General features: G+C 43.6%; 8 protein-coding genes. 6 read left to right on the plus strand and 2 right to left on the minus strand.

Translation table 11 applies throughout. The features are described from left to right. Nucleotides 1-367 precede the first annotated feature (367 nt). Nucleotides 368-4,825: an Rne/Rng family ribonuclease gene (locus JMX13_RS07600; RefSeq protein WP_201611760.1), complete on the plus strand. Its 4,458-nt coding sequence runs from the start codon at nucleotides 368-370 to the stop codon at nucleotides 4,823-4,825. Nucleotides 4,826-4,976: 151 nt separating this feature from the next. Here JMX13_RS07600 and JMX13_RS07605 read toward each other — a convergent pair whose 3' ends face one another. Continuing rightward, nucleotides 4,977-5,900, minus strand: a complete 924-nt coding sequence (locus JMX13_RS07605; protein WP_201611765.1) for a DUF808 domain-containing protein — start codon at nucleotides 5,898-5,900, stop codon at nucleotides 4,977-4,979. 426 nt (nucleotides 5,901-6,326) lie between these two features. On the opposite strand from JMX13_RS07605, the gene JMX13_RS07610 reads away from it, so the two are divergent. From JMX13_RS07610 to JMX13_RS07630, 5 genes are all read left to right on the plus strand, one after another. After that, nucleotides 6,327-7,187 (plus strand): DsbC family protein, encoded by an 861-nt coding sequence (locus tag JMX13_RS07610; protein ID WP_201611768.1) that lies wholly within the window; start codon nucleotides 6,327-6,329, stop codon nucleotides 7,185-7,187. Between the two features lie 225 nt (nucleotides 7,188-7,412). Further along, complete coding sequence (locus JMX13_RS07615) at nucleotides 7,413-8,774, plus strand: homoserine dehydrogenase (protein ID WP_201611769.1); 1,362 nt, start codon at nucleotides 7,413-7,415, stop codon at nucleotides 8,772-8,774. Between the two features lie 139 nt (nucleotides 8,775-8,913). Continuing rightward, entirely contained in the window at nucleotides 8,914-10,095 is a 1,182-nt protein-coding gene (locus JMX13_RS07620) for a thiolase family protein (protein WP_201611770.1), read from the plus strand. A 449-nt stretch (nucleotides 10,096-10,544) separates the two neighbouring features. Continuing rightward, a complete protein-coding gene (locus JMX13_RS07625) occupies nucleotides 10,545-11,393 on the plus strand; it encodes a DUF2382 domain-containing protein (RefSeq protein ID WP_201611771.1) in 849 nt (282 codons plus the stop codon). Nucleotides 11,394-11,579: 186 nt separating this feature from the next. Further along, nucleotides 11,580-12,332 carry a YsnF/AvaK domain-containing protein gene (locus JMX13_RS07630; RefSeq protein WP_227686247.1) on the plus strand — a complete coding sequence of 251 codons (753 nt, stop codon included), beginning with the start codon at nucleotides 11,580-11,582 and terminating at the stop codon, nucleotides 12,330-12,332. A 132-nt stretch (nucleotides 12,333-12,464) separates the two neighbouring features. Here JMX13_RS07630 and JMX13_RS07635 read toward each other — a convergent pair whose 3' ends face one another. Then, nucleotides 12,465-13,025 (minus strand): hypothetical protein, encoded by a 561-nt coding sequence (locus JMX13_RS07635; protein ID WP_201611772.1) that lies wholly within the window; start codon nucleotides 13,023-13,025, stop codon nucleotides 12,465-12,467. Nucleotides 13,026-13,210 lie beyond the last annotated feature (185 nt).

Consider the following 13,210-nt stretch of genomic DNA (forward strand, 5'->3'; position numbering starts at 1 on the left):
TCAGTCACTATCCACCGCCACCCTTACAACGTGCGCTGACTACCAAACTGGATAAGACAACTGCTGATAAAAGACCACTAACTTGCTCCTGCATTAATCATTAGAACAAGCCTATTCATAATAACTCTATAGATAGTAGCCTTACACCCTATCTTATCTATATGAATGTTACCGACATTAGCATACCTTATAGCTAATACATTTTAGGTCGAAAAGCGATTGCGAAAAGCCCGCGCGCTTATCCCATTCCTGCTTTACGTTCTACCGCTCATTAACGTCTACTCAGCTAATTGTATTATTAGCCACACTTGCCACCCTGCCCTAAAGCCTGTCTCGTCGTTGTTGTGCGTACTCATAGGATACCAATATGAAACGCATTTTGATCAACGCCACCCAAAACGAAGAAATTCGTGTTGCCCTTTGTAAAGGCAATCATCTTTACGATTTCGATTTAGAAAACCGTACCCGCGAACAAAAAAAATCTAACATCTATAAAGGTCATGTAACCCGTGTTGAGCCATCGCTTGAAGCGGTATTTGTCGAATATGGCTCACAGCGTCAAGGTTTCTTACCGATTCGTGAAATTTCTGCTGAATATTTAAGCGGCAATCCACGTGACGAAAATATCAAAAAACTGATCAAAGAAGGCGACGAGCTCATCGTCCAAGTTGAGAAAGAAGAGCGCGGTAATAAAGGCGCTGCTTTATCAACTTACGTCTCACTAGCAGGTCGTTATTTGGTACTAATGCCAAACAACCCTCGTGGCGGTGGTATCTCACGTCAAATCTCGGGCAAATTGCGCGAAGATATGAAGCGTATGCTTGGCAGCTTAGATTTGCCAAAAGGCATGAGCGTCATCATTCGTACTGCTGGTATTGGCAAAACCCAAGAAGACTTACAACACGATTTAAATCACTTGCTTAATATCTGGCAAGCTATCCAAGAACAAAACCAAAAATACCCGTCACCGCGCTTGGTGCATCAAGAAGCTGGCGTCGTGACCCGTGCCGTGCGTGATTATCTACGTGATGATATTGCTGAGATTTGGATTGATAACGAAAACGCTTATATCGAAGCGGCAGGTTTTATCGATGCGGTGATGCCAAAACAAGCTGAAAAGCTACGTAAATATACCGATTATGAGCCGATGTTTTCACGCTTTAATATCGAAAAACAAATCGAAACGGCTTATCAGCGTGAAGTACGTCTGCCATCAGGTGGCTCAATCGTTATTGACCAAACTGAAGCCTTGGTGTCTATCGATATCAACTCAGCTAAGTCGACTAAAGGCTCAGACGTTGCTGAAACGGCTTATCATACCAATCTAGAAGCCGCCGATGAGATTGCTCGTCAATTGCGTCTACGTGATATGGGCGGCTTGATTGTCATTGATTTCATCGATATGAATGACAATAAGCATCAAAAAGAAGTTGAAAAACGTCTAGTCGATGCGACGAAATATGACCGCGCCCGCGTCCAATTCGGTGATATTTCTAAATTTGGTTTGATGGAGATGAGCCGTCAGCGTCTGCGTCCGTCATTAGAAGAGTCGACGGGTTATATCTGCCCGCGCTGTCATGGCAACGGTATGATTCGTGACTTGCGCTCGCTGTCACTATCGATTATGCGTCAGATTGAACAAATTGCGCTAAAAGAGCGTCAAGGTGAAGTGCAAGCCGAAGTACCGACTGATATCGCAGCTTTCTTATTAAATGAAAAGCGCGATGCCTTAGTTTATCTTGAGCAAGACAGTGGTACGCGTATCACCATCTTGCCGCACGCACATTTAGAGTCACCAAACTTTAAGCTACACTTTAACCGTGATGGCTTTGCGCCTTCAAGCTACGAGCGTATTACGGATACAGCCCAAGAACATAGTGATCTTGGCTACGAGGTTGACTGGCAAACTGCTGAGAAAGAGCGTCCCGAGCAGCAGCCGACCCGCCAGCCACGTCAAATAGCCGATAACAGCAGTCAAGCGACTACGAGCGCCAATGAGCAGCAAATTGCGCCAAGCCAGCAGCAGAATACGACCAGTCATAGCAATGACCATCGTAGCAATGCCAATGCTAGCAATGTTTCATCAGCACGGGCGCCGCAAACACAGCCACAAACACAAGCGCCAACGCAAAGTGCACCGGCTGTTGTGGCTACAGCTGCGCCAGTAGCGACCCAAAACACGCCAGTTGCTGCTGCCCAACCGCAAGCCGTCGCTTGGTTATCCAATTTATTTGCCCAAGCACCGCAGGCACAAACCTCTCATAGCGTCAGTAGTCGTGATGCTGCTGAAGCCATTGAAGCTCTGGTCAATACTGGCGCGCAAAGCTTAGGCTCGTTTGGTCAAGTGGATAACAGTGCGCTTAGTGCTAATAATCAAGCCTCAGCAGCGCAACAAGAGAGCAATCAGCAAGCCAATAATCAGCCGTCAAACGTTAACGCCAATCACCAACAGACCGCTAACAATACTTCTAACGACGACAATGATGCTGAAGAAAGAAGAAGACGTAAGCCACGTAAATCAAGACCTTCTAAGACGCGCCAAAGAAAAGAGCCGTCAGATGAAACCAATGACAACGTCACTAGCGATGCGGATGCGGATGCGGATGCGGATGCTATAGAGAGCAGCACAAATAGCGCTGATAATAAAGAATCGAATAGCCAACAATCTAATAACCAAGATAAACGTCAGCAGGATAACAGACGCCCTAATGACCGTAATCGCAATAATCGTCAAGACAGCGGTCGTAATGGTAATGAGAGCAACGAAAATAGCAAAGGCAATGAACGTCATGAGCGCACCGACGCTGATGACAAAAACGCCAATGCTGCAGACGAGCAAACTCGTGCTAAACGTAAATCAAATAGCCAACGTCAATCACGCGGCAAACTTGAGCGCGGCGAAACGTTAAACGCTAATAATGCACAGCAAAATGGGCAGCAAAGCACTAAAGATGCTAGCACTGGCAATGCTAGAAACCAATCTAGCTCGCGCCGCAACCAAGACCCTAACGAAGTTATTTTACAGGTCAATGAAGCAGCAATGGAGGTTAAGTCGCCAGAAGTTGTGCATTTATCTTTAGATGACAGTAAGTCTATAACAGCCACTCGCCAAACGCCTGGAAAGCAGAGCGCTGAAAAATCTAGCAATGACGCTAATACAGAGAAAGCGCGTCAAGAAGACAGCACGCCGGAAAATTCAGATAAGCAGGAAATTGTTGAGCAAAAGACCGACAGTCAGGCTGCTAAAAGCAGTAATGTATCGGTTGATAATCGTGAAAAAAGCAGTCAGCAAGTCAATAGAGCTGAAACTGTTAACAGTGATGCATCTCATCTAGAAGCAGCTCATTTAGAAGAAGCAAAAATATCAGAGCCAAAAGCAGATCAAGCACAACCAAGCACTACTGAAGCTAAGGTGCAGATGTCTGATGCTCAATCTGTAGACGATAGTAAAATCGCCGCTAAAAAAGTTGATGCTAAAGAAGCAATGGCAGATGAGCAAGTAACGTCTAACAGCAGTGATGTTCAAACTGACCGTCCAGCTGATATCAAAAAGCTAGCGGAAAGTCAAAAGCCAGTAGACGCCACCGCTGAAAATGAAGCAGCTACAGAGAAACCTCAGGAAACTGCTTCTGAGACTGACTCTGATGTTAATTCTAAGGCTGACGATGCCAGCAATAGCAAGCAACCAGCGTTTGAGCTTAACCATGAAGCTTTATTTGCTAAGCGCTATGTGACGGCCAATAAGTTTGGTCAAGCCAGCAATGACCCACGTGTGGTACGTCGTCAGCATGCTCAAACACCGACAACTAAAACATCAGTAGCTGAAATACCTCAGGTAAATGAGCAAGCCAAGCCAACCACTGTAAATATGCCGACTATCCGCGGTACAGTTGGTGAATTTATCCGTGCAACGCTACCCGAAGCGCAAGCGCGCTTAGCAGCAGAAGGCGTTATTAATTGCTTCAACGCGGCTATTGCCTTGCATTTAGAGCGAGCTCAAGCCGCTATCACTAATGAGGACGAGGTCAAGGTCGATAGCAGCAACGAGTCTAAAGTTGAGAATGGCGAAACTGCCAATCAAGATTTTGACTTTAGCAACTATGGTTATCAGCCTTTAGCAGCAGATTATATCGCCCGCTTTGAGACGATGACGCAAGCGGTCAGTCAGTTTGCCGCAGCGCAAGGTAAAACAGCCGTTGAACCACGCGCTATCAACAAAAGAGCAAGCAACGACCCACGCGGTCAGCATCCTGACTATCAGGAAGTAGCTGCAGTGACAACTTCTGAAGCGCCGGCAAATGATGCTTTAGCAGCTGACAGCGACGGCAATGCTCATGTAGATGCTCATAAAGTAGAAGCGACTGCTCTCGCCAATCAGAGTCAGACAGATGACGTCAGCGCCGATAGTGAGCAACTGTTAAAGGTTGAGCAAGCGCTAGAAGAAGAAAAAGCGGCGCAATCTGATACTGATGCTGTGGAGGCGGAAGACCTTAAAACAGCAGATGCTGAGGTCAAAGATGCTGATACCGAAACCACCGTTTCTGATGTCGAGCAAGGCGAAACCGATGAACCATCCGCGTCAACTGAGCCAGTAGCTGAGCCAGCGACAAAAGAAGAGATTCAGGCGGCGAAGTCAAAAACAACTATCGCCAGTTATAAAAACATGATTGAAAATGTGGCTGAGCAGCTGTTGCCACAAAAAGGCATGTTTAATTTAACCACGCCAAAAGTACCTAAGGCGCGTACACGTAAGCCTAAGACTGAGCATAAAAAGCCAACGCAAGCTGAAAAATCAGAATCTGACGATACGGATAGCGAAAGCTAATAGCCTGTTATCAATCGTCTTTTATAAAATGTAAAAGCCCCAAAGTTGTCAGCAACTTTGGGGCTTTTTTATATCTTATCTAACAGTAATTATTATAAATATGAATCTTTAATACTCAAGATTCTTGAGAAATAAGGTTTGAGAAATCATATTAATGCGCAGAAGGCTCGTCTTTATGGCGTATTTTATTAATGACCGTAAACAGAGCAACGATAGCGGCACCAATAATAAAGCCGATAACAGCATTTAATAATGCTGTCGTAAAACTCTCAAAAATTCCAGTAAGATGGGCAATGTCTTCAACTTCGTGGTGTAAGAAATTAATTCCGTGCACTAAGATACCACCACCGACTAAGAACATCGCTAAAGTACCAGCGATCGATAAAAACTTCATCAACTTAGGCGCTGCCGCAAATAAAATCTTACCAACTTTTTGGGTAAACTTGTCGTCTTTCTCCATCATATGCAAACCCAGGTCATCGATTTTAACGATGCCAGCGACCAAACCATAAATACCAACGGTGATACCGATTGCTAAAATAGATAGCACCAAACTGCGCTGTAATAAGCTGGCCGTTGCCGTTGCTCCTAGCGCAATCACAATAATCTCTGCCGATAAAATAAAATCGGTACGTATCGCCCCTTTGATTTTCTCTTTTTCAAAGGCAACCAAATCGACGGTCTCGTCGGCATTGGCTTGCCGACGGGCAATTTGCTCTGCATCATCTGGCAAAGGATGTGGCCAAAACCGATGAATCACTTTTTCAGCGCCTTCGTAAACCAAAAATAAGCCGCCACACATGAGTAAAAACGTGATTAAAGGGGGATAAATCGCACTGATAAGGATCGCCGTCGGTACTAAAATAAGCTTATTAACGAAAGAGCCTTTGGCGACCGCCCAAACTACAGGCAGTTCACGATTGGCTTTGACGCCAGAAACTTGCTCAGCGTTTAATGCCAAGTCATCACCCAATACCCCCGCGGTTTTTTTGGCGGCGATTTTAGTCATGACCGAGACGTCATCGAGTATCACACTGATATCATCAAGTAGGGTTAATAAGCTGGCACCTGCCATATGGGCTCCTTAAAAAATTAGAAAGAAAATTAGAAAAGTTATTTTAATAAATAAGTTGCGATATAGCTTATAAAAAGTACTTATAAGCAGTAGCCTACCTAGACATAAAGTGAGATGAAATAGCACAAATGTATTTTATATCTGCTTTTTAATAGCTATCTGTAAATGATAACTTTAGCGTTAATAAATTTGGCAATACCAATAAAACGCCAATAAATAGCCTTTAGTGGTTATTTCTAAAAATATGTTAATATGACAGCTATTGCCACTTATCTTTTATTATCAATAAATTGTATATCATCATTGAAATATATCGTTCTGATAACAAAATCTAGTAGATATGGTGCAAGCATTTACGCACTCTTTACTGTCCTCTTTTTTATATCTATATCTTGCTTAGGCATGCCTGCCTAAAGGAAACACCCTATGTTTTTACCTTCTTTTTCGAAAACCAACGCCACTCGTGATACATTTTCTCGCACTCATTTATCACGTGTGATGATGGGTGGCTTGCTGGTCGTTGTTGCGGCGGGCTGCTCGAATAATGCAGCTGATGCAACCAGTAATACAGGGATTGTAAATAGCGCGGAAGCCAAAGTCAGTACCGCGCAAGTGACCGCCGATAATGATTCAGCGGTAGTCAAAGCCTTACAAGCAAACTTAAAGGCATCGGGTATTGAAGAAAACATCCTTTCAGCCGTGCCAACAGATATGGACGATATTTACTGGGTGACGGCGTCGGGCTTACCGTCTTTCTTTACCGATAAATCTGGTAAACACATTATCCAAGGGCAAATCATCGCTGTTGGGGCAGAAGCGCCAGTTGATATCAGTGGTGCGTTGGTTGCAAAAACCGCACAAGATGCTCTAAAAGCAGTCGACAAAAAAGACATGATTATTTATCCTGCTAAAGGCGTGACCAAGTCTGTCGTTTATTCCTTTACCGATGCCGATTGTCCTTATTGTACTAAGCTCCATGAGGAGATTGATGACATCAATGCGCGTGGTATTGAAGTACGTTATTTAGCATGGCCGCGCAGCGAAGGCAGTATTCCAAAAATGGAAGCCATCTGGTGTAGCGAGGATCGCAATGCGGCGATGGATCAGGCGAAAAGAGGCGCTAATGTCCAAGCCCCTAGCTGTAATAGCCCGGTAAAAGAGCAAATTGAGCTTGGCATGGCACTGGGTGTGCGCGGTACACCTGCTATCTTTACCGAGTCTGGACAGCAAATCGGTGGTTATTTACCAGCCGATCAATTGGCGCAAGCCGCGATTGATGCCAGCTAGTTATCTGCCCTGATATTATTGACTTTAGCGACAGTGAGTTTGGGTAGACGTCACAGGCGCTTGTCGGTATGATACGATAAAGCGCTAGGCAACATTAGCCGTATATTTTTAGACCGTTCTTCTTCATATCAGCTCTCTTTATATCAACGCTTTTATATCAGCGTTTTTATGTAAGAGCCTGCATAGAAGCATTTTTATCCAACTCTATAATCTCTTGAGGATACTGTGAGCAAATCCATCAAACTAGCGATACTTGGTCTCGGCACCGTCGGAACAGGTGTGATCAATCTAATCAATGATAATCTAGATGAGTTAAAACGCCGTAGCGGACGCGATATTGTGATTACCGAAGTCGGTACCCGTCGCCAGCGCGATGATATCGATCCGAACATTATTCAAAACAGTGACTTGATGGCGGCTGCTGCCAGTGACAATGTCGATATTGTCATCGAAGTGATTGGTGGCACGACGTTGGCTAAAGACGTAATTATGCATGCCATCAAAAACGGCAAACATGTGGTCACAGCCAATAAAGCCTTGCTCGCTGAACACGGCAATGAGATTTTTGCCTTCGCTGAAGCCCATAATGTCCATGTCGCTTATGAAGCGGCGGTGGCAGGCGGTATCCCGATTATTAAAGTTATGCGTGAAGGCCTTGCTGCCAATAAGATTGAGTGGTTAGCCGGTATCATTAACGGCACTGGCAACTTTATCATGACTGAAATGCGTGATAAAGGTCGTCCATTTGCCGATGTACTAAGTGAAGCGCAAGAGCTTGGTTATGCCGAAGCCGATCCAACTTTTGATGTCGAAGGTATTGATGCGGCTCATAAATTGGCACTACTGGCTTCTATCGCCTTTGGTATTCCGCTACAGTTTGACAAAGTTTACTGTGAAGGTATTACGGCTATTACTTTGCAAGACGTCAACTATGCTGAGGAGCTCGGCTATCGCATCAAGCATCTAGGCTTTGCTGTACGCCGTGAGGTTGATAACTCAGGTGACGCTAGTACTGCTGGTATCGAGCTGCGCGTCCATCCAACACTTATCCCGCAAAATGCCTTACTTGCCAATGTTAATGGCGTAAAAAACGCGGTGTTGGTCAACTCTCATCCGCTTGGACAAACGCTCTATTGCGGCGATGGTGCCGGTGCCGGTGCAACCGCGTCTGCAGTGATGGCCGATGTGATGGATTTGGTTCGTGTCCTTAGTAATAAAGATAGCAACGATCAAAGCAGTAATCAAAACAACCACGGTCACCATGTGCCGCATCTCGCCTTTATTCCCGAGCAATTATCAGACACGCCTATCTTGCGCGCCGAGCAAATGATTACCGGTTATTATCTACGTGTGCATGCGCATGACAATCCTGGTGTATTGGCAGATATCACGCGCATTTTGAGTGATGCGGGTATCAATATCGATGCAATTTTACAGAAGCCTGCCCATAAACTTGGTCAAGTGCCGGTAATTATCTTGACGCTGCCTGTGGTTGAGAGTCAGATGAATATTGCCATTGAAAAAATCGAAAAGCTCGATACCATTACGGATAAAGTTGTTCGTATCCGCTTAGATGAGCTGGCGTAATTTATCCAGTAATCAAGCTAGATGACTCATTAATCCAGACCACTATTAATCCATAAATAAATCGCCTTAGCTTAAATGTTTTATCTTAATTATTAAAAATAGCAATTTCGTTTCAAATACCTAAAAAGGAAGAATAACAATGTCAAATGATGCAATTGTAATTTTAAACGGCGCACGTACACCAATGGGCGGTTTCCAAGGCGCACTTAAAGACATAAGCGCCACAGAATTGGGTGCTGCTGCTATTAAAGCCGCTGTTGAGCGTTCCGGTGTAAGCGTTGATAACATTGATGAAGTCATCATGGGATGTATTTTGACCGCCGGTCTTGGTCAAGGCCCTGCCCGTCAAGCCATGCGTAAAGCAGGTCTAAACGATGCTACTGGTGCGGTCACCATTAATAAGCTTTGCGGTTCAGGTCTAAAAGCAGTCATGCAAGCGCACGATGGCATTAAAGCGGGCAGCTTTAACGTCGCAGTTGCTGGCGGTATGGAGTCAATGACCAATGCCCCTTACATCATGCCAGGTTCGCGCGGCGGCTACCGCATGGGACATAAAGAAGTCAAAGACCATATGTTCTTAGACGGTCTAGAAGATGCCGAAACTGGCAAACTAATGGGTCAATTTGCGCAAGAAATGGCCGATGAAAAAGGCTATACCCGTGAGCAAATGGATAACTTTGCTATTGAGTCGCTTAACCGTGCGTTGACAGCGATTAAAGACGGTCATTTCGAAGACGAAATTACAGCGGTTACCTTTAAAAATCGTAAGGGCGAGCAAACCGTTGATACCGATGAGCAGCCTGCCCTTGCCAATGCTGAGCGTATTCCTACTCTACGTCCAGCTTTCGCCAAAGACGGTACGATTACCGCGGCAAACGCCAGCTCAATCTCAGACGGCGCTGCAGCGGTTGTAATGATGAAAGAGTCACAAGCCAAAGCGGAAGGCTTAGATTATCAAGCGCGTATCGTAGCTGCTGCTTCTAATTCACGTCACCCAAGTGAGTTTACCATTGCTCCGATTGGCGCAATTGAAAAAGTACTGGACAAGGCAGGCTGGTCGATTGCTGATGTTGACCTTTGGGAAATCAACGAAGCCTTTGCGATGGTGACGATGGCTGCAATGGATGAGCTAAATATCGACCATGCTAAAGTTAACGTTGAAGGCGGCGCTTGTGCCTTAGGTCATCCAGTTGGCTGCTCTGGTGCACGTATTTTAGTGACGCTTATCAACTCGCTAAAACGTACTGGCGGCAAAAAAGGCGTTGCAACCTTATGTATCGGTGGCGGTGAAGCGGTTGCCGTGGCGATTGAACTGGCTTAATTGTAGACTATTAGGGTAATTTAGCTTTTAGAATCGAGTATATAATTTAAAAGTTTGACTGTCCTTCTTAAAACTTTAAAAACCGCATTGCTAGTCGCTATGCGGTTTTTTACGTTCAAAATTTACAAATACTGCGAAGTTGTTCATTACGGTAAGAAAGCCTTAACTTAAATTTATATAGCGGTGGTAACTTTTACAGCCTATTACACGCATTTACCTCAAGCGCACACTTTGCTACCTTGCTCATATATCTCATTGAAAATCGTGCTGTTACGATAATAACAAGTTGATGGAGAGGCTGGTTATTTAAGCAAGACCTCATACATAGCCTTTTAAGAGGACAACTTATCAGTTTTTTAGTAATGCAAATTTTTACCGCATTACCATTTTAAAAAAATAATTATTAATTTACTCACTATAAAATTTACTCATATAAAAGGAAGATAACAATGAGCCAACTAATTCGTTTAAAAGACATCCAAGCTACTCACCATGACCTGATTGGGGATGACTATTATGATCCAACGGGCAAAACCGCTTACGGCGTTAATGAAGAAAAAATCGGTAAAATTGAAGGCGCCTTAGTAGAAGATACTACTGGTCGTATCCGTTATTTAATCGTTGATGCAGGCGGTTGGTTCAGCTCAAAAGAAGTATTGGTACCAGCAGGTTTGGCACGTATTGTTGGTGATGATGTATTCTTTGATAGCCTAACCCAAGCGCAAGTAGAAGCGATGGAAGTATATGATCATGACTATCAATATAGTTATAAAGATCAGTATCAAAAAGACCGTCAGACGTTTGTTGCTGATAGTATTCCAGAAACAGAGCGTATGGAAATTGCAGACCATGCTTATAACGCGCCAAATACGTTAGAGCTACTAGAAGAGCGCTTAACGGTCAATAAAGATCGCATCGTCGCTGGTTTGGTTAAAGTTGGCAAACATGTAGTTACTGAAGAGCGTAATGTGGATGTCGAGCTAGAAGAAGAGCATGCTAATATTCAACGTACCAATGTAGATCGTCCAACAGATCGCCGTATCGGTGATATAGATGGCAATCAAACGATTGAAGTTGAGCTAGAAGCAGAACGTGCACGGGTTAACAAGGAAACCTATGTAGCGGAAGAAGTAAACGTTGGTAAAACAACAGAGCGTCATACTGAAACGATTGCTGAAACCATTCAACGTGAAGAGCTAGATATTGATGGCGATGGTAATGTGGTTGACCGCGATGGTAATCTTTTTGACCGCGATAATATCACTGCAGAAGATGTACGCCGCGCTCGTGGTATGTAATAAGCGATTATTTCATATAGTTCCATTGTCTTTGATAAGTGATTTTTAATAAGCTTTTTATAAGATGAATAGATACTATGTGACAGTGATTAGCAGCTGGGTTATATACTCAGTGAATAAGACCAGAGCTCGTCTCTGGTCTTTTTTTATACCTATGTATTTATATATACCATAAGGAACATGACCATGAATGCCGATGACCATAATATTAAGAGTCAGCAAACTAAACAACAGCAAATGGAACCGGAAACAGCGCAGGAAATAACGACTGCCACCTCTATAAACAAAATAGCCAATCACAGTGGAGAGAATAAATTACCTGCACCTGATTTAACAGCTTCTAACCTACATACTTCTCAGGCTAATCAGCAACAAGCGCTAATGGGTAATCAACAAGATGACTTATCGAATAACTTCGCAAGTAATTTATCAGATAGTCAAATAAATACGGGCAACGGTGGTTATTTAGAGCTATTAGAAGAACGCCCTGTCATTAATAAAGAACGCTTAGACGTTGGCAAGGTAACGGTGACCAAGCATACACGCACCAAAACCATTAATGTACCTATCGAATTGATAGAAGAATATATTACCGTACGCACTGATTATCAGGATGCCGAAAGCCAGGATTTGTTATCCGGTAATTATGATGATAAAGATATATTACGTCATGTTGAACCATCGTTAGATAGCAGAGCTGTGGTTACCATCAATGGCAAACAGATTGAAATTGGCGACGCGCCAATTGAGATTATCTTATCACGTCAAGTGGCGACGATTACTAAAGACACTCATGTGATTCAAGAAGTTGAGATTAATAAAACCATTCATACTCATACCGATAGCATCCAAGTACAACTTAAACACGAAGAGCTAGACGTTAACGAAGAAGGCTTTTTGGCACACGAACAGCAAAGTAATGCAGCTTATAAAAGATAGAACTTACGCAAATGAAGCCCTTTTTCCGAAATCTTAAAAGTTAAACCAAAAAAAGCAACGCGAACGTTGCTTTTTTTTAACTCTGCTTTTATCTAAGTTTAATCAGAGAAAACCTAGCTTATAAATCTACTTTTAAACTGCTTCTTCTACAGTTTCTACAGTTTCTGCTTCTTCTGCTTTTTTACACTCATATGTGCTGACATTGGCTGCATCTGCACCAGCCGTACGCATCACACCCGTTTCACGCTCTTTGTGAGCCACGCGCCATTGAACAAAACCTTCACCACCATCAATAGCCGTTTTTACTTCAAATACTTCAGGGTTAGTCGCATCGTTGGTTTTCGTTAAGGTAGCTGTTCCTTGAGCGGTCGTAATAATGACCTGGTTATCAGTATCTTTATAGCGCGCTTCAACAGCGAGCGCAGGTGAACATGAATAATTTATTTGGTTAACATCGGTATTCACAGAAGCAATCGTATCATCTTCTACCTCGCCGGCAGGCGCATCTACCACCACATCGCTTGGCTCAGCAGGCTCAGCAGACATTGGTACCGACTGCTCTTCACTGATACTGTCTTCTAAACTCGGCTCTGTTTCTTGCTTTTGTTGGCAGGCACTAATAGTTATAGCACCAGCTAACAAACCCGTTAGGACGACCGAGGTACGCATTTTTTTCAACAATTCTACCTTCATCACACTCTCCCAAAATAAATATGTTAAGCACTATAGCGCGCCCGTAAATTCACGCCTATGTTGAATTTGTAATCAGTCGCTAAAAAGACACCGATATTTTTATCATCGTAATTTTTATACTGATATTAATTATTCGATATGCGTACTAATTCCGCATCAATATCTATAAAAAAAAGTCCCTATAT

It is taken from the genome of Psychrobacter immobilis (genome assembly GCF_904846285.1).
Classification (GTDB): Bacteria; Pseudomonadota; Gammaproteobacteria; order Pseudomonadales; family Moraxellaceae; genus Psychrobacter; species Psychrobacter immobilis_D.